The 21,046-nt window shown below is 59.4% G+C and carries 17 protein-coding genes and 2 pseudogenes; 7 read left to right on the plus strand and 12 right to left on the minus strand.

From position 1 onward, the window contains the following. Positions 1–4 precede the first annotated feature (4 nt). The 4 genes from PM3016_RS30155 to PM3016_RS30170 all read right to left on the minus strand — a co-directional run bounded on the left by PM3016_RS30155 (position 5) and on the right by PM3016_RS30170 (position 5,969). Positions 5–1,891, minus strand: a complete 1,887-nt coding sequence (locus PM3016_RS30155; protein ID WP_014372027.1) for a cache domain-containing sensor histidine kinase — start codon at positions 1,889–1,891, stop codon at positions 5–7. Then, positions 1,881–2,891 (minus strand): substrate-binding domain-containing protein, encoded by a 1,011-nt coding sequence (locus PM3016_RS30160; protein ID WP_051045006.1) that lies wholly within the window; start codon positions 2,889–2,891, stop codon positions 1,881–1,883. Before PM3016_RS30160 ends, PM3016_RS30155 begins: the two co-directional genes overlap by 11 nt. Positions 2,892–4,091: 1,200 nt before the next feature. Then, positions 4,092–4,925, minus strand: coding sequence for a 5-dehydro-4-deoxy-D-glucuronate isomerase (gene kduI / locus PM3016_RS30165; protein WP_202948964.1), 834 nt, complete (start codon positions 4,923–4,925; stop codon positions 4,092–4,094). A gap of 288 nt (positions 4,926–5,213) precedes the next feature. After that, entirely contained in the window at positions 5,214–5,969 is a 756-nt protein-coding gene (locus PM3016_RS30170) for a DeoR/GlpR family DNA-binding transcription regulator (protein ID WP_014372030.1), read from the minus strand. 238 nt (positions 5,970–6,207) lie between these two features. Here PM3016_RS30170 and PM3016_RS30175 point away from each other — a divergent pair, with 238 nt between their 5' ends. Together PM3016_RS30175 and PM3016_RS30180 are read left to right on the plus strand one after the other, a co-directional pair. Further along, positions 6,208–7,515 carry an aminotransferase class I/II-fold pyridoxal phosphate-dependent enzyme gene (locus tag PM3016_RS30175; protein WP_014372031.1) on the plus strand — a complete coding sequence of 436 codons (1,308 nt, stop codon included), beginning with the start codon at positions 6,208–6,210 and terminating at the stop codon, positions 7,513–7,515. A 104-nt stretch (positions 7,516–7,619) separates the two neighbouring features. After that, a complete protein-coding gene (locus tag PM3016_RS30180; RefSeq protein ID WP_013920258.1) occupies positions 7,620–7,883 on the plus strand; it encodes a hypothetical protein in 264 nt (87 codons plus the stop codon). 188 nt (positions 7,884–8,071) lie between these two features. Here PM3016_RS30180 and PM3016_RS30185 read toward each other — a convergent pair whose 3' ends face one another. Then, positions 8,072–8,818, minus strand: coding sequence for an SDR family oxidoreductase (locus PM3016_RS30185; protein ID WP_014372032.1), 747 nt, complete (start codon positions 8,816–8,818; stop codon positions 8,072–8,074). 175 nt (positions 8,819–8,993) lie between these two features. On the opposite strand from PM3016_RS30185, the gene PM3016_RS30190 reads away from it, so the two are divergent. Further along, complete coding sequence (locus PM3016_RS30190) at positions 8,994–9,845, plus strand: helix-turn-helix transcriptional regulator (protein WP_013920260.1); 852 nt, start codon at positions 8,994–8,996, stop codon at positions 9,843–9,845. On the opposite strand, the gene PM3016_RS30195 is transcribed toward PM3016_RS30190, so the two are convergent. Continuing rightward, the gene (locus PM3016_RS30195; RefSeq protein ID WP_013920261.1) at positions 9,842–10,096 is read right to left on the minus strand and encodes a hypothetical protein; all 255 of its coding nucleotides are present in this window, start codon (positions 10,094–10,096) and stop codon (positions 9,842–9,844) included. The two genes, PM3016_RS30190 and PM3016_RS30195, sit on opposite strands and share 4 nt — an antisense overlap. Before the next feature lie 171 nt (positions 10,097–10,267). On the opposite strand from PM3016_RS30195, the gene PM3016_RS30200 reads away from it, so the two are divergent. Next, entirely contained in the window at positions 10,268–11,509 is a 1,242-nt protein-coding gene (locus PM3016_RS30200) for a serine hydrolase domain-containing protein (RefSeq protein ID WP_238540360.1), read from the plus strand. Between the two features lie 62 nt (positions 11,510–11,571). Here the strand turns inward: PM3016_RS30200 and PM3016_RS38945 are convergent, their stop codons facing one another. From PM3016_RS38945 to PM3016_RS30210, 3 genes and pseudogenes are all read right to left on the minus strand, one after another. Beyond that, entirely contained in the window at positions 11,572–11,730 is a 159-nt protein-coding gene (locus tag PM3016_RS38945; RefSeq protein WP_013920264.1) for a hypothetical protein, read from the minus strand. A 36-nt stretch (positions 11,731–11,766) separates the two neighbouring features. After that, positions 11,767–13,033 (minus strand): annotated as a pseudogene (gene ilvA, locus PM3016_RS30205) (threonine ammonia-lyase IlvA). 228 nt (positions 13,034–13,261) lie between these two features. Then, on the minus strand, positions 13,262–14,479 hold the full coding sequence (locus PM3016_RS30210; protein ID WP_013920266.1) for an S-layer homology domain-containing protein: 1,218 nt from the start codon (positions 14,477–14,479) through the stop codon (positions 13,262–13,264). 226 nt (positions 14,480–14,705) lie between these two features. Between PM3016_RS30210 and PM3016_RS30215 the strand changes: the two genes are divergently transcribed. The 3 genes from PM3016_RS30215 to PM3016_RS30225 all read left to right on the plus strand — a co-directional run bounded on the left by PM3016_RS30215 (position 14,706) and on the right by PM3016_RS30225 (position 18,579). Continuing rightward, positions 14,706–16,346 carry an FAD-dependent oxidoreductase gene (locus tag PM3016_RS30215; RefSeq protein ID WP_014372035.1) on the plus strand — a complete coding sequence of 547 codons (1,641 nt, stop codon included), beginning with the start codon at positions 14,706–14,708 and terminating at the stop codon, positions 16,344–16,346. Positions 16,347–16,561: 215 nt separating this feature from the next. Next, positions 16,562–16,987 carry a MarR family winged helix-turn-helix transcriptional regulator gene (locus PM3016_RS30220; RefSeq protein WP_013920270.1) on the plus strand — a complete coding sequence of 142 codons (426 nt, stop codon included), beginning with the start codon at positions 16,562–16,564 and terminating at the stop codon, positions 16,985–16,987. A 95-nt stretch (positions 16,988–17,082) separates the two neighbouring features. Further along, positions 17,083–18,579, plus strand: coding sequence for an MDR family MFS transporter (locus PM3016_RS30225; protein ID WP_014372036.1), 1,497 nt, complete (start codon positions 17,083–17,085; stop codon positions 18,577–18,579). 287 nt (positions 18,580–18,866) lie between these two features. Here the strand turns inward: PM3016_RS30225 and PM3016_RS39170 are convergent, their stop codons facing one another. The 3 genes and pseudogenes from PM3016_RS39170 to PM3016_RS30240 form a co-directional block, all read right to left on the minus strand. Beyond that, positions 18,867–19,859, minus strand: a complete 993-nt coding sequence (locus PM3016_RS39170; protein WP_420798972.1) for an IS3 family transposase — start codon at positions 19,857–19,859, stop codon at positions 18,867–18,869. Further along, positions 19,757–20,026 (minus strand): annotated as a pseudogene (locus PM3016_RS39175) (transposase); the annotation flags it as partial. The pseudogene PM3016_RS39175 and the gene PM3016_RS39170, both read right to left, overlap by 103 nt. Before the next feature lie 301 nt (positions 20,027–20,327). Beyond that, a complete protein-coding gene (locus tag PM3016_RS30240; RefSeq protein WP_013920272.1) occupies positions 20,328–20,867 on the minus strand; it encodes a hypothetical protein in 540 nt (179 codons plus the stop codon). Positions 20,868–21,046 lie beyond the last annotated feature (179 nt).

Below are 21,046 nucleotides of genomic sequence, written 5' to 3' on the forward strand. Positions count from 1 at the left end.
CTGATCATGTCCCTCCTTCGCTTGTACGCTTAACCGGCGGCAGCCCATCCCGCAGCAGCGGGTGAATGATTGTCACCGTGGTGCCCTGTCCGGCCTCGCTCTCAATCGTCAGCCCGTATGAAGTGCCGAACGCCAGCTGGATCCGCGCCTGCACGTTCATCATGCCGTAGCTGGCCGGCTCCCTCGGTTCTCCCTGCTCGTCCTCCGAAGCGGCCGCTGCCGCCAGACGCTCCTGCAGTTCCCGCAGCTTCTCCGCATCCATCCCTGCGCCGTCGTCGCGGACCCGCAGAAGCAGCATTCCCCAGCGCTCCTCCGCCTCCACGGAGATATGACCGGGGCCGCGGCGCTCCTTGATCCCGTGATAGATCGCATTCTCGACGATCGGCTGCAGCACGATCTTCAGCACGGACACGTTCATCAGGTGCTCCGGCACGTCGATCGTATAGTTCAGCTTGTCCTTATAGCGCGACTTCTGGATCGTAAGATAGGAGCAGATATGCTCGATCTCGTGAGCGAGCATAATGCGGTCGCTGCCCTTGCTGAGGCCGATGCGGAACAGCCGGGACAGGGACTGCACGACCTCGGCGACGTCCTCGGCCCCTTTTTTGCGGGCCATCCAGTGGATGGTATCGAGCGTATTGTACAAAAAATGCGGCTTGATATGCGCCTGCAGGCTCCGCAGCTCCGCCTCCCGCTTCTGCCTCTCCTGCCGCTCGGTCAGCGTCAGGAGCTTGTCGATCTGGGCGATCATCGTGTTGAAGCTCCGCCCGAGGTTGCCGACCTCGTCCCTGCGGTCCCCCCAATAGCGGACCGTGAGATCCCCCGACTCCGCGATGCGCATGAACGACATCAGCTGCACGATCGGGCGGGAGATCGAGTGGGAGAGATAGTAGGACGCCGCAATGCCGAACAGGCAGACGATGAACACAAAGCACACCACATAAAAACCGATCTCCTGCGCCTCGAGCGCCGACTCCTCCATGGAGAACACGCCGACGGTCGTCCAGTTCGTGAACGGGGACGCCCGGTAGATGAACTGCAGCTTCTCCCCGCCGACCTCCTGCGCGAAGGTGCCCGAGCCGTGATCCCCGAGCCACTCTGCGGGAATCCGGCTCACCAGCGGACGCGGCGGCGCATAGATGACGTCCCCCTGGCCGTCGATAATCGTAAGGTAGCCGGACTTGCCGAGCCGCACATCCTTGGCCGTCTCTGCGATCACCCTCAGCTTCAGGTCGATGAGCACGACGCCCTTCACCGCCTGGGTCTGCGGATCGAGAATGGCCCGGACGGCCGACACCACCTCGCTGTCCTTGTAGCTGACGTGGGTCGTCACGTTCCGCCCCTGGGGATGCCCCACCATTGTAAAAATCCCCTTGCTCGCCACCGCCTGCTTGTACCACTCCTCCTCCGTCAGACTGCGGGAAGAGCGGGCGTACATTTCGTTCGAAATATAGTCCCCCTGCGCATTCACCACCAGCACGCCGGCCACCTCGGGATACAGCGTCGTGAAGCCCTGCATGAACTGCCGGATCTCATACTCCTCCGCTGCCGCACCGCGCTGGGCCGTTCCCGGCCCCCGCTCCAGGAACCGTTTCACCTCCGGCTGGAATGACAGGAAGTACGTGATATTCTGCATGTTCCCCGCGTACGACTCCAGCGTCTTGTTCACCTTGCCGATGAGCTGCAGCGTGTTCTCGCTGACCTGCTTTTCGATGATCCGGTCCACCGTCCACAGGATGCTTCCCCCAAGCAGCACCGACGGCAGAATGATGATGAGCAGAAAATGAATGATAAGCTTGTCCCGGATCGGCAGGTCGTTCATCCGGTATCTTCCCGTCTTGGTTTGGGGCCGCACGGCCGCCAGTATCCTCTGGAGTCGGTTATTTCGCATAGAACTGCTCCACATTGTCGCCCGTCACCACCGTGATGCCCGTATCCACGTTCCTCGGCAGCGAGGAGGCGGCGGCTTTCGTCCCTCCGCCCGGCCCGGCCAAGCCGTGATGCTGGTGGAAGAGGAACTGGAGCGACCAGTATCCCATGTTCCACGTCCCCTGCGCGAGGGTGGCGGAGATGGCGCCTTTTTTCACCATATCCAGTGTATCCTTGTCCGTGTCGAAGCCGATGATCTTCACCTTCCCGGCCGCCTCCGCCTCCTGCACCGCTTCGCCGACGCCCACGCCCCCGTTCGCTTCCGTAGCAAAAATGCCGTCCACCTCCGGAAACTCCTTCAGGATGTCGGCCGCCGCCAGCTTCGAATAGATCCGGTCCCCCCGCCCGTCCTTCACGGACTGCAGCCGGATCTGCGGGTACTCCTTGTGTAGGGTGTCGATGAACCCCTGTTTGCGTTCCTCGTGATTGAGCTGTCCCGGCAGCGTCACTACCGCTGTCTCTCCTTGGCCGCCAAGCAACTCCGCCATCTTGCGGGCCGCCGTGACGCCGGCATTGTAATTGTCCGTCGACAGGAACGACAGCGCCCGGCTCTCCGGCGCGCCGGAGTCAAAGAGGACGACGGGGATGCCCGCGTCCACCGCCTTGTTGATGGCGGCCGTCAGCCTCACCGGGTCGATCGCCGACAGCGCGATGCCCTCCGGCTTCTTCGCAATCACCTGCTCTAGCACGGTGATCTGCTCATGCACGTCGTACTGCGTCGCCCCGCGGTATTCAACGGACACGTTCAGCGCCTGCGCTGCGTCCTCGAAGCCCTTCAGCGAGGACTTCCAGTACTCCATGCCGGACTGGAACGTGACCATCACGTACTTTTCGCCAATCTCCCCGCGCAGCCCGTCATGCGCGCCCCCCGCCCGGGACGATACCTCCCGCGTATGGTACTGAACGACATACAGAATGAAGGTGCCGATCAGGATAGCGTAGATCCACAGCAGCTTTTTCATAGGATTGATTGTAACCCCTTTCATAGTAGTGCGGACGAATTTGCCCAGCGACACAAGTGCTGGCCCTCATTGTAGCGCCTTCCGCGCTGCGGGGCAATGAGGAACCTGTGGAAAGCGGAGACGGATCGCAAGTCCGAGACCGGTGGGAACAGCACATTGGGGCGCTGGACACTCAATAACCGCTGGAGCTCAGCGAGTGCCGAGCGCTGCGACGGCCGGAGGCTAGCGACCACCGGAGCGCTGTGAATCCTAATGCGCTGTGGGCAGAGCAGCGCGAGCGAAGCGCTAGAGTTCCCCGAGGCGAGGCGGTGCCACGCACGTCGCACCCTGTTGGCAATTCAGGGTCCAGCGACAAACATTGGTACGGCGTCGCGCTGCGGTGTCCCCTATCCCCGTTCCTTTTCGGCATTTCCGTAACCAAGAAGCCCCCCTCTTCCAAATAGAGGAACTACGATGCGCTATTCCCCCTTTTCCTACGCCATTTTCAAAAATAGCGGAACTCAGATACGCTATGCGGCCCTTTTACCCGCCCACCCCCTGTTTTCCGGCCAAATAGCGAACCTCAGTTCCTCTATTTCGTATAAGAGCCTCTAAATGGGGCCAATAAGGTATCTCAGTACCTTTATTTTTGACGGGCCATTTCCTCCCTGCCTCATTTTCCTATCAACCCGCCGCTCCCTCCCTCCCCAGCTCCACTTCGCTCCCATGTGCCCTAACGCTGTTCTCTACCCAACTCCCATGTACCCCGCCGGCCTGCTTCTCCCCAGCTCCACCTCACTCCCACGTGCCTCGACGCCCCTCCCTCCCCAGCTCCACTTCGCTCCCATGTGCCCCAATGCCCTTCCCTCCCCCAGCTGCACTTCTCCTCCACGAGTACCTTTTCTCCCGCCGCCTCACCCTCCCTGAGCTCCCTTCACCTCGACTCCCTTACGTTCCTTCCGACAAGATCCTTTCCTCCCTACACCTTTCCGTCCTACAAGTCCCCCTTGCCCCAACGTCCTCCTACTTCCCCCGGGTGCCATTCCTGCCGCCGCCTTCTCCTTCCCCCAAAGTTTTTCGCCCTCGCCCCTACTCCCCCAGTCCTCGCCCCCGCTCCCTCGCCCTCGCACACCTGACGTCCACCTTCTCCCAACGCCAACGACAACGCCAAAAAAAACCGCCGGCCCCAAAAGGCCGACGGTTCTCGGATCAAACACTATATTACTTCAGGTCCTGCATAGCCACGTGGTCCATGTCGGAGAACTCTTGGTTCTCGCCGGCCATAGCCCAGATGAACGTGTAGTTGCTCGTGCCCACGCCGCTGTGGATCGACCAGCTTGGGGAGATGACGGCCTGCTCGTTGCGCAGAACCACGTGACGGGTTTCGGAAGGCTCGCCCATCAGGTGGAAGACTACGCCGTCTTCCGGCATATCGAAGTACAGGTATACTTCGGAGCGGCGGTTGTGCGTGTGGCAGGGCATCGTGTTCCACATGTTGCCCGGCTTGAGCAGCGTCATGCCCATCACGAGCTGACAGCTTTGTACGCCGTTCAGGTGGATGTATTTGTAGATCGTGCGCTCGTTGGAGTTCGTGATCGAACCGAGGTGCGCAGGCTCCGCTTCGGAGATGGCGACCTTCTGGGTCGGATAGTTCTTGTGAGCCGGCGTGGAGCTCAGGTAGAAGCGGGCAGGGTTCGCCGCATCCGCGCTCTCGAAGAGCACTTCCTTGTTGCCGAGGCCGACATACAGGCAGTCTTTGCTCTCGAGCACGTACTCGGTGCCGTCAACCGTAACCTTACCCGGCGCGCCGATGTTGATGATCCCGATCTCGCGGCGCTCGAGGAAGAATTCAGCGCCCATGTCGTGCTTGTCGGCTTCGAGCTTGATCGGCTCTCTAGTCGGAATAACGCCGCCCGTGATGAAACGGTCCACGTGGCTGTACACCAGGTTCAGCTGGCCTTCCACGAACAGGTTCTCGATGACATATTCACTGCGCAGGCGTGCGGTATCGTATGTTTTGGCTTCTGTCGGGTTCGTCGCATAACGGATTTCCATAGACATGAATGATTCCTCCCGGATATGTAATGCTTCACGGACTTATTATAATACGAATGTTCATTTAAGTTCAATTAAAATATATGTGAACCCATTTGAACTATTGAAAACAGGACGAAGCGGCGGACAGCGTCCCCTGCCGGCAAGACGGCAGGTATCGCCTCCTTCTCCCCATCTGAATCCTCATTACTTGCGCGCAGACGCCGCTGTAGAAATCCTCTCCCCGCCCGGGGCCGTTCTTCCCAAGCTTCTGGCAAACCGAAGGGGCTCCCACACCGTACACGCCCACTACCCCCGCTGAATTCTCACGCCGGCGGCCTCATATTTCGCCGCCGTTTCTTCCGGCAGCCCCGCATCGGTGATGATCGTGCCGATCTCGCCGAGCTTCGCGAACGTCATCAGCGCCGTCTTGTCGAACTTGCTGTGGTCGGCGACGCAGAACGCTTCCTTCGCCGACTCGATCATCGCCCGCTTCTGTTCCACATGAGAATGGGTAAATACCGTGAAGCCGTACTCCGTATGGATTCCGGTCGCCGACAGGAACGCCTTTTGCACGTTGAGCCGGCGCAGGAACGATCCCGCCTCCTCGCTGACGAGCATGTTCCGGCTGCGGAAGCCGCCGGGGACGACCAGGCGGATCTGGTCCTTTTTGATCAGCTCCGCAATAATGTAGAGATCGTTTGTGATGACCGTCAGCGGCGCGTTCTCGAGCAGCCGGGCCATCTCGAGGGTTGTGCTCCCGCTGTCGAGGGCAATAATATCATGACGCTCGACGAAACGCAGCGCCGCCAAGGCCGCCCCATGCTTCTCGTCCGGATGCCGGCCGGTCAGGGGCTGGCTGCCGAGCAGGCCGGAATAGCTCTCGTTGGCAAGCACGGCTCCTCCGTGGGTGCGGTGCAGGAGGCCTTTCTCCTCCAGCTTCTCGAGATCCTGCCGGATCGTCTTGCCGGTGACCTCCAGCCGCGCCGCCAGATCGGCCACGGACACTTCGCCGTGCGCCATGAGCAGCTCCATGATTTTTTCGTAACGTTTGATGGCTGTCACTACTCCAGCGCACTCCTCTCCGTTGTGGGTCCAGGCAGATCCGAACGGGTCAAAATGAACCCAAACGAACCATACCGCACCCCAGTGCCTACTATGGTAACACAGCTCGTGGCCCAAATCCACGAAAAATGCCAAACGGGCCGTGACGCTATTACACTAAAGTGCTATAATATGGGCTAGTTAAAATCCAGTGCAATTCCAGCACAAATCCAGATGACCTATGGAAGGATGGACCGTCATGAACCCTCTTGCCCACAAGCTGAATGAGACGATTTCCAAGGAGGCTCCGCATGTGTACGACATGCTCTCCGATCTCGGGAAGCAGATTTATTTTCCAAAGGAGGGCATCCTGAGCCAATCCGCCGAAGCCAAGGCGAAGGCCAAGAAATTCAACGCAACGATCGGCACGGCGCTCGAGAATGGCAAGCCGATGCACCTGAAGGTCATCCAGGATACATTGTCCGCGTACAACCCGAAGGACATTTATGAATATGCCCCGCCGGCGGGCAAGCCGGAGCTCCGCACCGCATGGCGCGCGAAGATGATCGAAGAGAACCCGTCGCTGAAGGGCAAAAGCCTCGGGAATCCCATCGCCACCAACGCGCTGACCCATGGCCTCAGCATCGTGGCCGACCTGTTCACAGGCCCTGGCGACGCTGTCGTCATCCCGGACAAAAACTGGGAAAACTACGAGCTGACCTTCGGCATCCGCCGCGGTGCCGAGATCGTCAATTATCCGCTCTATAACAGCGAGCGCCGCTTCAACGCCGAAGGGCTGAAGGAAGCGCTCCTTGCGCAGAAATCCAAGGGCAAGGCGATCGTTGTCCTGAACTTCCCGAACAACCCGACAGGCTACACGCCGGATGCGGAAGAAGGACGTTCCATCGTGGCGGCCATCAAGGAAGCGGCGGAAGCCGGCATCAACGTGGTGGCCGTGACGGACGACGCGTACTTCGGCCTCTTCTTCGAGAACTCCCTGCAGGAGTCGCTCGCAGGCGCCCTCGCAGACCTGCATGAGCGCGTGCTGTCGATCAAGGTGGACGGCGCGACGAAGGAAGAGTACGTATGGGGCTTCCGCGTGGGCTTCATCACGTATGTCGGCCAGCCGGAAGCGACGCTTGCCGCGCTGGAGCAGAAGACGATGGGCATCATCCGCGCCACGATCTCGAGCGGCCCGCACCCTTCGCAGACGTTCGTGCTGCACGCGCTGCAGTCCCCGGATTTCCCGCAGCAGAAGCAGGAGAAGTTCGACATCATGAAGGGCCGCGCGAACAAGGTCAAGGCCCTGCTCGACTCCGGCAAGTACGACAGCGTGTGGGAGTACTATCCGTTCAACTCCGGTTACTTCATGTGCCTGCAGCTTAAGACGGTCGATGCCGAGACGCTCCGCGTCCACCTGCTCGACAAGTACGGCATCGGCACGATCGCGCTCGGCGAGACCGACCTGCGCGTCGCCTTCTCATGCATCGAGGAAGAGAACCTCGAAGAGCTCTTCGAGACGATCTACCAGGGCGTACAGGATCTCGGCAAAGTGTCGGTGAAGTAAGAAACCGAATAGATTGGGGCTGCCGCCCCTTGGATCACGGACCGTAAGGTTCGTGATCTTTTTTTATTCCACCGGACCTGCGGTTCGGATCCTACCTGAAGCTGATGTGCCTGAACGGGCTGGCTCTCGGAATCGTCTTCGGCGTGCTGATGCTGCTCCTGTCCTTGGCCGGCTACGATGCGACCACCCGGATCGGCAGTACCCAGGTACAAGGCTTCAGCGCGGGGCTGATCTCTCTCGTCGTTTTTCCCCTCTCTTCCGTTGTCTCGGCCTTCTTCTTCTCGCTGCTCTCGTACCTGCCCTTCAAGCTTCTCATGAACGGGTTCAAAGGCATTGAAATCGAAGGCCAGGTTGAGCGGGCCGCCTAAGCGGTCCAAGCCGGCATAAGCTTGCCGCGGTAAGCAGCGCGGATGGACAAGCCTTTCATGCGCCGCAGCCCCAAAGCAGCCGGCCTGCGCAAGTAAACAAAGAGGAGTAAGGGACCTTCCTCCCTCACTCCTCTTCGTTTGTCCGCCTGGCCCCACGCTTCTCCCAGGATCCGGCATCTCCGCCGCCCTTATGCCGGGCTCGCCGTTGGCCGCACGATGATCTCGCTTACGGTGACATCGTCGGGCTGCCCGATGGCGTGCAGGATCGAGCGGGCCACCGCCGAAGCAGGGATGGCGACGCGGCGGTACTCCTTCATCGATTCCCGCGCTTTGTCATCCGAGATGGTGTCGGCCAGCTCGCTCTCCGTCACGCCCGGGGAGATCAGCGTGACCCGGATCCCGGAGCCGCCCATCTCCTGGCGCAGACCCTCCGAGATCGCACGGACGGCGAACTTCGTCGCACAGTAGACGGCGGCTGTAGGCACTACCGTATGCGCACCGATGGAGGCGATGTTCACAAACTGGCCTCCGCCCTGCTCCTGCATGAGCGGAAGCCCCGCAGCAATGCCATGGAGCACGCCGCGGATGTTCACATCAACCATGCGGTCCCATTCCTCCACCTTCAAGGCGGCCAGCGGCGACAGCGGCATCACACCGGCATTATTGACAACGACATCGACGCGCCCGAAGGTTACTTTGGCGAAGCTCATGAAGTTTTCCATAGGCTCACGCCTCGTAACATCCAGTTCCCGGTATACGGCAGTGCCTCCTTCCGAACGGATCTCCGATACCAAAGCCTCCAGCCGGTCCGTACGTCTTGCCCCCAGCACGATCTTCGCTCCATGCTCGGCCAGCAGCCGCGCGGCCGCCTCTCCGATCCCGCTGCTTGCTCCCGTAATGACAACCACTTTTCCTTCGATCGCATAGTTCACCATTTTCTCCTGCTCCTTTACCTTGGGTTTGAAGGGGCGCTGTACCCGCTCTCTCTTGAGAATCATCCGGGAACCCGTCGCCCTTGACATCCTTAGTGTATAATGGAACCGATAAGGCAAGGAGTGGTCCGTTTATCCTGGAAGTGGCACTCCCCCCTAAGGAACGGAGGCGAATCTTGTGAACCGTTTGGAACAAAAAAAGTTTGACCGACGCACCGAGCTCGCCGAATTTCTGCGCAGCCGCCGTGAACGGTTATCCCCTGAGCAGGCCGGTCTGCCGCCAGGCGGCAGACGGCGGACGCCCGGTTTGCGGCGGACGGAAGTCGCACTGCTCGCCGGCGTCAGCGTCGAGTGGTATACCTGGCTCGAACAGGGGCGGGAGATCAGCGTATCGGCTGCGCTGCTGGAGAGCCTATGCCGGACTCTGCAGCTGGATGCCGCTGAACGAAGGCACTTGTTCCTGCTCGCGCACCGGCAGCCTCCTCCGGCCGATCCACCTGCCCGCAGGTCCATCCCCTCGGCTCTGCAGCCGTTCCTGGACGGACTCGGCCTCACACCCGGCTGTGTGCTGGATGCCCGCATGACCGTCGTCGCCTGGAACAAGGCTTTCTGCGCCGTCTTCGGCGACTATGACGCATGGGATGAGCAGGAGCGTAATCTCATCTGGATGACGTTCACCTCTCCCTATTTGCGTCAGCTGAAGGGAGAGGAATGGGAAGCTCAAGCCCTTCGCCTGCTGGCCCAGTTTCGCGCAGGCTACGGGCGGTTCGTCGAGGACCCCTGGTGGGCGGAGACGCTGCAGGAGCTCAGCCAAATCTCCCCGGAGTTCCGCGAGATGTGGTCACGGCATGAGGTGATCGAGACGCCTGAGGGGCGCAAGCACATCCGCCACCCGTCCGCCGGCCTGCTGACCTTCGAGCCTCTGGCCCTGCAGGTGATCGACTCGCCCGACCTTCAGCTGCTGGTGAACACGCCGGTTCCGGGAAGCGGAACGGCAGAGAAGATCGAGCGGCTGCTCGCCGACTCCTAACAGGCGACGATCACAGAATAAACGGCCTCCGCGAAGCCGTACAAAACACAGCAAGCCCGCGACCAGGGCTCCGCCAGCTTTCCCGCTTCGGTATACCTCTGCGCCAGCCGCAGCATCTCGACCTTACCGGCATTGCCGGACAGCTCGAGCCGGATGACCTGGTCTTCGTGGGTTTTATAGGACACCACGAGCAGCTTCTCCTCTGATTCCTTCCCCTGGCGGAACACACCGAGCGTATTGTCTGTTTCCATCACCTTTTCCCAACTGCGCCAGCAAAAAAACACACAACCTCCCCGGACCTGTGGTTTCCACGCTGCACACTGTGCTGCTCCGCCTAAAGTCCAGTTCATTCTTGGACCTTAGGATGTTCTGTAACACTTCTTCAGACTGCATAATGAGGAAGTGAACATGAACCAAAGGAGATGAGTATAGTGAGAAAAATCATCGTATCTTCCCTGCTGTCCGCCATGGTATCCGTAAGCGCATTCGGCGCTGCCGTGCCCGCTGGTGCCGCCGCTTCCGAAGTCCCCGCAGGCATCATGGATGCCGCAGGCGCTACCGCCTCCAAGGAATCCGGCAGGACGGTCCTTCCTCCGCTGGACCTGCCGTCGGTGAGCAAAGCTATAGCCGGACTCCCTAATAAGGAGGCCACGGCAGCACTGGTCTTCGTGGGCACCCCAACACAAAGCTGGATGGGCGCCTCCGGCGTATCCGATCTCCGAACGAGCGCGCCGGCCCGGGCTGACGGACGGTTCCGCATCGGCAGCATCACCAAGGTGTTCACCGCCGCCGTCGTCCTCCAGCTCGCGGCCGAAGGCAAGGTCGACCTCGACAAACCGATCCAAAGCTATCTGCCCGGGCTGCTGCCCGAATCGTATCCGCCCATTCAGGTAGGCCAGCTGCTCCATTATACGAGCGGGCTTCCAAGCCCCAAGCTCCCGGACGGCGTGAAGGAATCGGACCTGCCCGCAATGACCTGGACACCCGAGGAGGTCGTCCGGCTGGCCGTAACCCAGCCCATGGAGTTCGAGCCGGGAACCCGCCAGCATTATGCCAATATCAACTACTTCCTCGCAGGACTGCTCATTGAAGCAGTGACGGGCAATACCTACGAGACGGAAGTGGAGTCCCGCATCATTATACCTCTCCGCCTGTATGACACCTACCTGCCGGGCAGCGATATCCGGATCCTCGGGAACCATGCCTTGGGATACCAGGCAGTAGAGCAGAACGGCAAACCCGAGCTGGTGGATGTAACCGAAGGCAGCCAGTCCTTCACCTGGGCCGCCGGCCAGATCATCTCCACTACCTCCGACCTCGATACCTTCATGACCGCACTCTTCCGGGGCCAGCTGGTTCCTGAAGACCAGCTCCAGCATATGTTTACCGTACCGGATGTGCCTGCGTGGAGTCCAGACGGCAAAGACGCGGGGCGGGCGACCATGAGCATGGGCATGTCCCGCGCCGTCATCAACGGGATTACTTTCTGGGGGAAAACGGGAGCGAGACCCGGTTATGCGAACGGCATGTTCGCTACGCGTGACCTCGAGCGGCGTGTCGTCTATTCGGTGAATTCCACGGATGCCAAGGGAGCCGGCGAGAATAAGCTCGGGCTGCGGATCGCCATGTCCGCCTTCGGGGTCCTGCCCAAATCTGCACCATGAGTTAATAAAAATGACAAAAGCCCCCTCCGGCTTATCACCGGAGAGGGCTCCAACCTGCCTGCTTACATCAGCCGCGGACGCCGGCGCAGCGCAGCATTGCGGTCGCGGCAGCCGGCGCGCAGGCCGCCCGGACGCCAGCGGTCATCGTCGTCCTCGGCGTACTCCTCGTAATCCTCCAGGAACGTATCGGTCACCGGTTCCTGCTTCTCATCGATCGGCATGCCTTCCTCATTCCTCCCTGCAGGCTCCGCGCCCGGTCAGATCAACAGATTGAACAGGTTCGGATCCTTGTTGATTTCGCTGAACTGCAGGCCCCGCTGGATCATCCGCTCGGTCAGCGGGCCGTAGTCTTCCTTATGCTTGAGCTCGATGCCCACCAGGGCGGGCCCGTTCTCCTTGCTCGTCTTCTTCGTATACTCGAATCCGGGTGATGTCATCGTTCGGGCCGAGCACATGCTCGAGGAACTCGCGCAGGGCGCCCGCGCGCTGCGGGAAGTTCACGATGAAGTAGTGCTTCAGGCCTTCGTAGATCAGGGAGCGTTCCTTGATCTCCTGCATCCGGTCGATATCGTTGTTGCCGCCGGAGATGATGCAGACCACGGTCTTCCCCTTGATCTGCTCGCGGTAGAATTCGAGCGCCGCCACAGTAAGCGCCCCTGCAGGCTCGGCCACGATGGCGTTCTCGTTGTACAGCTCAAGGATCGTCGTGCAGACCTTGCCTTCCGGCACGACGATGATGTTGTCCACAACGCTGCGCGTGATGCCGTAAGTCAGCTCGCCGACCCGCTTCACCGCCGTGCCGTCGACGAATTTGTCGATCTCGGCGAGCGTCACGACCTCGCCCGCCTCCAGCGACTGCTGCATCGACGGGGCGCCCGTCGTTTCGACGCCGATCACCTGGGTCTGCGGCGAGATGCTCTTGACATAGCTGCCGACGCCCGAGATCAGACCGCCGCCGCCGATCCCGGCGAAGACGAAGTCCACCTGCTCCCGCAGGTCGTTCATGAGCTCGAGGCCCACGGTCCCCTGCCCGGCCACCACCTTATGGTCGTCGAACGGGTGGATGAAGGCCATGCCTTCCCGCTGGCCGTAGGCCACAGCTTCCCTCAGGGCATCGTCGAACGTATCGCCCGTCAGCACCACTTCGACGAAAGCGCCGCCGAACAGCTTCACCTGCGAGATCTTCTGCCGCGGTGTTGTCGCCGGCATGAAGATGCGCCCCGGAATGCCCAGCGCCTTGCAGGAGTAGGCTACGCCCTGCGCATGGTTGCCGGCACTCGCGCAGACGACCCCCTTCTCCAGCTGCTCCTGGGGCAGAGAACGGATCATATTGTAGGCGCCGCGGATTTTGAACGAGCGGACGACCTGCAGATCCTCCCGCTTCAGGTAGACATTGCAGCCGTAGCGTTCGGAGAGGATGAAGTTTTTTTGCAGCGGTGTATGTTGGATGACATCCTTCAGCACGTGGCTGGCTACGAGGATATCTTCAAGTTTGATGGGATTCGTATTAGATGCTTCTGTCATGACGGGGGTTCCTCCAGCCGCTTTCGGATTTCCATTCATTCTAATTTCTATTCATTATACACCGAACCCTTCCGGTGTCCACCCCATTCCGTCCGCGTGCTTCCGCCCAATTCCCGCCAAATGCGAAACAGCCCTCCCCCCGGCGCACCTAAGGCACCGAAAGAAGGGCTGCTTCCAGCCGTCCTAACCCTTTTTAATAGAAGGAGAACCTCTCTCTATTTCAGCGAATTAGCGGATGATGAGTGTCGTCACAACGGAGTTCTTGCCCTTCAGCTCGATGGAGCGGCCGGCGGTCAGCAGGCTCAGGTCCCCGGAGATGTAAAGGTTCGAGGATACCGGATAGACGGCCGTCTGCGTGCCTCCGTTCACGGACTGGTTGATGGTGATCGTAGCGATCTCGCCCTGGTTGTTCAGCTTGTAGCTGTTCAGCGTGCCCGAGACGCTGAAGTCCGTGGAAGGCGTCGTCGTGCTGTTCGCCAGCTTCGTGACCTCCACATAGATCGCCTTGGAGTTGTACGTGCGCACGAGCAGCTCGTCACCTGCGCGCAGTTCCGACGAGGCTGCACGGGAGCCATTGCGGAAAATAAACGCGTTCGAATCGAGCTCGATGTTCACTGTCGTGTTGTTCGACAGCTTCACATTAAGGAGGTTATTGCTCACACCGGCCGTAAGCGTTCCTTTGACGGAAGCCTGGTCAGGCAGCTGGGTGCCCGTACGATCAAGCAGCGCAGCCAGCTCGGCGCGGGTTACCGGCTTGTTCGGGCGGAAGGTGTTGTCCTCGTAGCCGTCGATGAGGTTCTTCTCGATCGCCACGGCGACATAGCCCACCGAACCGGCCGGAATCTGCGACGCATCCTTGTATGGAAGCTTCGCGTTCATTTTCGACTTCGCTTCGTTCTGCAGCTTGAGCGCCTTGACGAGCAGCGTCGTCGCCCACAGGCGGTCCGCTTCTTTCTCCGGCTGAACCATCGTGTCGGTTTCGGAGAACAGGTCGTTCTGCAGCGCTACCGAGACGTAGCCGACCGCCCAAGGATATTTCTCTTCGAGCTTGTCGCTGTCCTTGAAGTTGAGATCGGCCGACTTCGCCGCATCGGATTCGGCTTGATCGCGCAGCCCCATCAGACGCACCGCCGCCGTGATGGCCTCGATCCGCGTGATCGTTTTGCGCGGCTGGAACGTGCCGTCTTCATAGCCCTCGAATACCTGCTTCGAGGCCAGGGAGGCGATATAGCGTTGTGCCCATTCGACATCCGCACCCTGCAGGTCGTCGAAGCTCAGCTTGATGTTCACATTCACATCCTTGGAAGCCTTTACATTTGCGGACTTGCCTTTATTCTTATCGCTGCCTTTGCCGTTACCGTTATCCGCGAACGCCGCCGTGGCACCGCTGAGCATCATGGCCAGGGTCAATCCGGAAATTACGGACTTCTTGAACGTCTTGTTCATCGTCATTCTCCTCTGATTATGAAGTTGGTTGATGGTGATGCAGATTGGGAATTCAGAACAACCTTCGCGAAGTGTTCCGTGCTAATACTAAGGATTTCGCCGGATTGGAAACCTTTGGGGGGGTGCTTTGATCGTTCTCCCTAAAAATGTTAGACTGGTCTTCAGTAACGCCAAACCCTCCGTACGGGAGCGGTCTGGAGAGAACGAGGAGCGTGTAACGGCACCCATGAAGAAGAACGGAAAAAGGCTGTCGGTCGGACTTCTCGTCCTGGCCCTGGTGGCGGTCGCCGCCGTGGCCGCACTGGTATCCGGCCAGTTCGGCGGAAGCCGGCAGCAGACGGCGCAGCCGTCAGCCAAGCAGGAGACCCCCGGCAGTGAAGCGGCAGGAAACCCGTCCACAGGGCAGACGGATGCCGGAGCGGTGAAGCAGGCCAGTATACAGGAAAAGGTTGACATTGCCCTGATCGGCAGCGAGCTCGAAGGGCTGTATCTGGCCCGGGCCGCAGCGGATGAAGGGCTGAAGGTGAAAGTGATCGATCCCCGGCCGGCCTTCGGCGGGCAGGTGCTGCAGGGCGAGATGCTGTTCCTCGACGAGACGCGGGACGAGCAGCATCGGCTGCTGGTGCAGGGACGCGCGAAGGAGCTCTTCGACGGGTTCCGTGCCGGCAAGATCCGCAAGCTGTCCGAGTTCGAGCAGTATTTCGGCAAGCTGAGCAAAGACATCCCGGTGGAGCAAGGGGTGAACATCGACGGCGTGCAGCTCGAAGCAGGTGCTTTCGGCAGCGAGAGCAAGGTGGCCGGTATCGATTACACGACCAAGGACGGGGTCAAGAAGCGCCTGACGGCGAATTACGTAGTGGAGAACACCGACTACGCGGCCGTGGTATCCCGGCTCAAGGGTGCCGTGCGGATGCCGGGCCTGGAAGCCTTTTACGGACAGAAGGATATCGAATATATGAGCGCCGGCTTCATGATGAAATTCAAGAATGTCGACTGGGAGAGATTCCAGAGCAGCTTCAAAGCCATGACCCCCAAGGAACGCAGCGCCAAGTACGGCTACGGCTCGGTCGACCACAGCTATGCGATCGGCCTTTCGGGCATGACGTCGAAGTACAAGCCGTCCAACGACAGAGTGTTCCTGCGCGGCTTCAATGCGGTCCACCAGCGGGACGGCGAAGTGCTCATCAACGCCTTCCTGATCTACACGGTGAACCCGGCGGACGACAAGTCCGTGGCGGAGGCGATGGAGCTCGGGAAGAAAGAGATACCGCTGCTTCTCGAACACTTCCGGAGGAACATCACCGGCTGGGAAAAGGCGGAGCTGAACGGCTTCCCGAGCTATCCGTATATCCGCGAGTACAACCACTACGAAACGGATTATGTGCTGAAAGTGTCCGACATGCTGGGAGCCAGAATGTTCTGGGACAACGTCTCCATCGGCGGCTACCCGCTGGATCTGCAGGGCACCTCCGCCAACAAGTGGGGCATCGAGATGGGCCGTCCCGACAAGTACGGGATGCCGCTGCGCAGCTTCCTGCTCAAGAATTACGACAACGTCATTCTCGCGGGCAAGAATGTCGGCTCCTCGGCCATCGCTTACGGCAGTGCGCGCATTCAGCCGAATACGAGCCTGGCGGCGGAATCGATCGGCGTGATCCTGGGGCAGATCCAGGGCAAGAAGACGCTCCGCGAGCTGAAGGAAGCGGACATGCCGGCCCTGCACAGCTATCTCGAGAGCAAGTATGCGATCAAGGTTACGGGCGTGACCGGACGCAGCAAGATCGAGGGCTGGAGTGCGGAGGAGATCGCGAAGCTCGACAGCGGAGAGATCGTGTATCCTTCCTATGTCCAAAAAAGAAAGAAATAAGAAGTGTCAAGCTAAGACGGACCGAATACCCGGGGTTCTGCAGCGCTCATACTGTATAGAGCGGCTGCAGGGCTCTTTTGTTTTTTGACATGGGGCTCCAGCGGGAGTAAAATTAATTTGTTCAAGAGTTAAAGTATTCAATTAGTAAACTATTGAATGGTTAATACATAAGGGAAGCTCTTCCCCTTTTTTCCATGATTCGGAGGTATATTCTGATGTTAGAACCCACCGCGCGGACCGAGATTGAAAAATGGACCCGCCTCGCCATGCGACGCTGGATCGCGGAGATGAGCAGCGCGCTGCGCAATAATCTCTCCAGCCAGCAGTACTACCTGCTGGAGGTGCTCCGGGCCGAAGGGGTCCGGCGTTCCTCCGAGCTGGCCGAAGCGCTGCAGATTACGCTGCCGGCCGTTACGAACCTGGCCAACAAGCTGGTGGCCGGCGGCTTCGCCGAACGGGTGCCGCTGGAGTCCGACCGCCGCGTCGTCCAGCTGCGCATTACGGACCAGGGCCTCGAGGCGCTGCAGGAGCTGGATGAGAAAGCTTCACTGCTCGTCGAACGCTTCTGGAAAGGCCTGGACACCGGGGAGAAGACCGAACTGACCCGGCTGCTCCGCAAGGCCATGGAGTACAAAGAATAAGCAGGCGGAAACGCCTCGACAAAGACAGCAAGACACAAAAAGAGATACAAAGCCATACTGCAAGCTTGTTCAGCAAGGAGAGGAGAGAAACACTCATGTCCACCCCCCTGCCGCCGGTGGAGGACCGGAATCAGCCAGTGGCGTTCTGGCCCCTGCTCATCGGCATTTTCTTCGGGTCGTTCCTGGCCATCCTGGGCGTCTCCACCATTAACGTGGCGATCCCCGTGCTTATGGAAGACTTTAACACCGGTCTGGATATGGTCCAGTGGACCCTGACCGGCTTCATGCTCGCCACGGGGATTATCGCCCCGATCACCGGTTATCTCGGCGACCGGTTCAGTACCAAATACCTGTACGTCTTCGCACTGGTCGGCTTCACCCTGATGTCGGGACTCTGTGCCGCGGCCTGGAACATCGAATCGCTGATCGCCTTCCGCATCCTGCAGGGCGTCTTCAGCGGCATGGTCATGCCGACGACGATGACGATCATCTATCAGGTCATTCCTCGCGAACGCCAGCCGTTCGCCATCTCCATGTGGAGCTTGTCGGCCATGCTGGCCCCCGCCCTCGGTCCGACGATTGCCGGCTGGCTGATCCAGATTTTTGACTGGCACTCGCTGTTCCTGATGAACCTGCCGTTCGGGATCGTCGCCATCTACGTTGCGGTGCGCAACATCCCGTATTACCGGATCGCCGCGCCGAAGACCTTCGACCTGCCCGGCTTCGTCACGGTCATCCTCAGCAGCGCCTCCCTGCTCGTCGCCTTCAGCAACGCCCATACCTGGGGCTGGGGCTCCTGGCAGACGCTCTCGCTTCTGGCGGTCGGCCTGATCTCCCTTATTCTGTTCATCCGGCGGGAGAACCGGGTGGCGGAGCCGCTGCTGAATCTCCGGGTGCTGAAGTATCCGGTCTATACGTACACGCTGATCCTCAGCTGTATCATTACGGTCAGCCTGTACTCCGGCACCTATCTCACGCCGGTGTTCCTGCAGAACATCCAGCATGTAAGCGCGCTGGATACGGGTCTGATTCTGCTGCCGGCGTCCCTCGCCATGGCGGTCTTCATGCCGATCACCGGCAAGCTGTATACCAAAATCGGGCCGATGCCGCTCGTCATTGCGGGCATTCTGCTCATTGCCGTCGGCACCCTGGCCATGGCTCAGCTGACCGTTGGCGTATCGCACACTTACATCATCCTCTGGATGACCGTCCGCAACATCGGGATCGCCCTGGCCACGATGCCGGCCTCGAACGCGGGCATGGAAGTCATCCCCCGCGAGCTGTCCGGACATGCGTCGTCCGTCAACAACTGGATCCGTCAGGGACTCGGTTCCTTCTCCATCGGCCTGTTCACGTCGATGCTGGCCTCCCGCGTCAGCGTCCACTCGGCCGATCTCGCTCAGACCGGCGGCGCTGCAGGTCAGGCCGCCATCGGAGCGCAGGCCTTCACGATGAGCGTCAACGACGTCTACTGGGCAGCCACCGTCGTCGTGCTGATCGGCCTGCCGTTCACCCTCACCCTCCGGCGCCGGAAAAACCAGGGCGGCGGAGGCAAGCAGGTCCCGGACCGCGGCGGCCTGCAGAAGGCTTAGCGGCGCCGCGGAGCGCCGGTTGGCATGTAATAGGGTATCGTCGATAGCAAATAAGCCTTCTCCCATGGCGGAGAAGGCTTATTTGCTATGTCTGCTGGTGAAATCGAGTCGGCGCGCAGGCGGTTTGCTGTAAATAGCGGAAGTACGATGTGCTATTTCGACTTTTTGAAGGTTCCCATCAGAAATAAAGGAACTCAGATGCGCTATTCGCGAGATCGAAGCTGTTTCTGGGCTTATCTGGACTTCTGTCAATAAAGTAGACACAAAAATGAAGGAACCCTTTAACGCTAAGCTGCTCTTTGTTCATGGTACATCTGTTCAAAGCGATGAGGCGTTTTATAACCCAAAGTGGAGTGGCGCCGTGTTCGGTTGTAGTAAAACTCGATGTAATTATAGAGTTCATCGGTTGCTTGTTTACGAGTTTTAAACTTGGTTTGGTACACAAGCTCTTTTTTCAATGTACTGTGAAAAGACTCGATACACGCATTGTCATAGCAGTTCCCTTTTCGACTCATGCTGCCGGTCATGAAGTAGTCTGCCAGCCGTTCTTGGTAATCACTGCTTGCATACTGAGATCCGCGGTCGGAGTGGTGGATCAAGCCAGGGGCCGGTTTCTGACGCTTGTAAGCAAGCTCCAGGGCTTCGATCACGAGCTCCCTAGTCATCCGCGCGCCTGTAGCCCAGCCCACGATTTTACGTGAATATAAGTCCATCACACTGGCTAAGTATAGCCAGCCTTCGCCAGTGGCGACATAAGTAATATCTGTTACCCAGACCTTGTTGGGTGCCTCCACTTTAAACTGCTGATTTAGGATATTGTCATGAACAGGCATGTTGTGGTTGGAATTGGTCGTTGCTTTGTATTTTCCAACCGTAATCGACTTAAGACCCATCTCTTTCATAAGGCGACTGACCGTTTTTGAGGAGACAGCACAACCGTCTTCCTCTCGCAGAATCGCAGTAATCACGGGGCTGCCCGGGCGCTTCTTCAAACGGTAAAAGTGATGCCGGATGCGTTTTTTCAGCCACATCCGGTGCTTTTCCCGTTTACTAGGCTTGTGTTTTACCCACTTGTAATAGCCGCTTCTGGATACTTGTAAAACGGAGCACATCTTCTCGACACGGTACTGGAAGCGGTGTTTATAAATAAACGAAAAAATCAGTCCCGGTCTTTCGTGAAGAAGTGCATTGCCTTTTTTAAGATTTCGTTCTCCTCTTGCAGTTCGCGGTTTTGCTGCTCCAACTTTTTTAGTCGTTCGTAATCCACAAAGACTTGTGATTGTTCCGAAGCTGCACTTTTCCCGTACTGTTTGATCCAGCGGCTTAAGGTACTTTTCGGAATCCCAAGTTCCCGGGCAATCTCAATTGGCTTCTTCCCCTCCTTCTCTATATGTTCCACTGTTTTTTTCTTAAACTCACTGTCGTAACTCTCCCGCTGCTGACTCATGGCACACCTCGACCTTTGTTCGTTTGTCTTTATTATAAAGGTCGTTCCTTAAGTTGTGTCCACCGTTTAGTCTACTTCCAATCGGCCCCACATAAGGCATCTGAGTTCCGCTATTCTTCAGGAAATCACGGGAAATACCTCAATAAGATACCTGAGTTCCGTTATCTTGGATCCGCCGGCTAACCGCACCGGACTCTGCGAAGCGGAGATGACTTCCTCCAGCTGCAGGCCCCCTTACCTGTACCGTCTCCTAAGCTCAGAGCCGCTTCCTATACCGCATACCGCAGCTTGAACCGCTACGTCAGCGGAGACGGAAGCCGACCCGCACACCGTCCGGCTCGAACTGCAGGTCGCGGATCGCGGCCGCCTGCGGCAGATAGCTGTTCAGCTCCGCCTGCAGCGGCTGCAGCTGAAACCATCCGTCCGGCAGGCGGACTCCCCTGACCTCGGTCCCCGTATGAACCGCGGTCAGATAAGGGTCCTGCCAGGACAGGTCGAAGAACAGGCGTCCCGCCGCTTCCCAGCGGTCCCGGTAGAGCAGCTGCACATCGGCGGACAAGGCTTCACCCTCCAGATAGAATCTCGCGCCGGTGATCCGGACGTTCCCGGATACCTGAGGGGAGGCGGCCAGCGCCTTCTTCAGCAGCTCGTTGACCTCCGCCTCCGTCAGCACCACCTCGAGCTTCCGGCTGCGGAGCATATCGAGCGCCTTCTCTCTAAGCGGGAGCTCGGTATAGGCAAGATCCAGCGGCTGCTGGGGCCGGAGGAACCAGAGCAGCAGCGCCGCGGCAATGACCAGCACGGCTCCCGTCAGGAAGATCGTCTTCATCAGCACTCGCATGGCGACCACCGCCTCCTATTGTTTCGACTCACTGTGCCTATCCTTCAGCGCGCGGGTTGCGGTCACAGCGGACCACGCCTCATGGATGCCCAGGTTCCGGGACTCGGACTCGCCGCGGCCGGTGCATCCGCCCAGCGGCCCGGCCTAGCTGCACTGCCAGCGTCGCGGTGCCCCAGCTG

This window comes from Paenibacillus mucilaginosus 3016, assembly GCF_000250655.1.
Classification (GTDB): domain Bacteria; phylum Bacillota; class Bacilli; order Paenibacillales; family NBRC-103111; genus Paenibacillus_G; species Paenibacillus_G mucilaginosus.

Excerpts from the sequence above, each read along its gene's own strand:
- PM3016_RS30155 (WP_014372027.1), bottom strand. The coding sequence starts at position 1,891 with ATGCGAAATAACCGACTCCAGAGGATACTGGCGGCCGTGCGGCCCCAA.
- PM3016_RS30160 (WP_051045006.1), bottom strand. The coding sequence starts at position 2,891 with ATGAAAAAGCTGCTGTGGATCTACGCTATCCTGATCGGCACCTTCATT.
- kduI (WP_202948964.1), bottom strand. The coding sequence starts at position 4,925 with ATGGAAATCCGTTATGCGACGAACCCGACAGAAGCCAAAACATACGAT.
- PM3016_RS30175 (WP_014372031.1), top strand. The coding sequence starts at position 6,208 with ATGAACCCTCTTGCCCACAAGCTGAATGAGACGATTTCCAAGGAGGCT.
- PM3016_RS30180 (WP_013920258.1), top strand. The coding sequence starts at position 7,620 with ATGTGCCTGAACGGGCTGGCTCTCGGAATCGTCTTCGGCGTGCTGATG.
- PM3016_RS30185 (WP_014372032.1), bottom strand. The coding sequence starts at position 8,818 with ATGGTGAACTATGCGATCGAAGGAAAAGTGGTTGTCATTACGGGAGCA.
- PM3016_RS30195 (WP_013920261.1), bottom strand. The coding sequence starts at position 10,096 with ATGGAAACAGACAATACGCTCGGTGTGTTCCGCCAGGGGAAGGAATCA.
- PM3016_RS30200 (WP_238540360.1), top strand. The coding sequence starts at position 10,268 with ATGAGTATAGTGAGAAAAATCATCGTATCTTCCCTGCTGTCCGCCATG.
- PM3016_RS38945 (WP_013920264.1), bottom strand. The coding sequence starts at position 11,730 with ATGCCGATCGATGAGAAGCAGGAACCGGTGACCGATACGTTCCTGGAG.
- PM3016_RS30210 (WP_013920266.1), bottom strand. The coding sequence starts at position 14,479 with ATGAACAAGACGTTCAAGAAGTCCGTAATTTCCGGATTGACCCTGGCC.
- PM3016_RS30215 (WP_014372035.1), top strand. The coding sequence starts at position 14,706 with ATGAAGAAGAACGGAAAAAGGCTGTCGGTCGGACTTCTCGTCCTGGCC.
- PM3016_RS30220 (WP_013920270.1), top strand. The coding sequence starts at position 16,562 with ATGTTAGAACCCACCGCGCGGACCGAGATTGAAAAATGGACCCGCCTC.
- PM3016_RS30225 (WP_014372036.1), top strand. The coding sequence starts at position 17,083 with ATGTCCACCCCCCTGCCGCCGGTGGAGGACCGGAATCAGCCAGTGGCG.
- PM3016_RS30240 (WP_013920272.1), bottom strand. The coding sequence starts at position 20,867 with ATGCGAGTGCTGATGAAGACGATCTTCCTGACGGGAGCCGTGCTGGTC.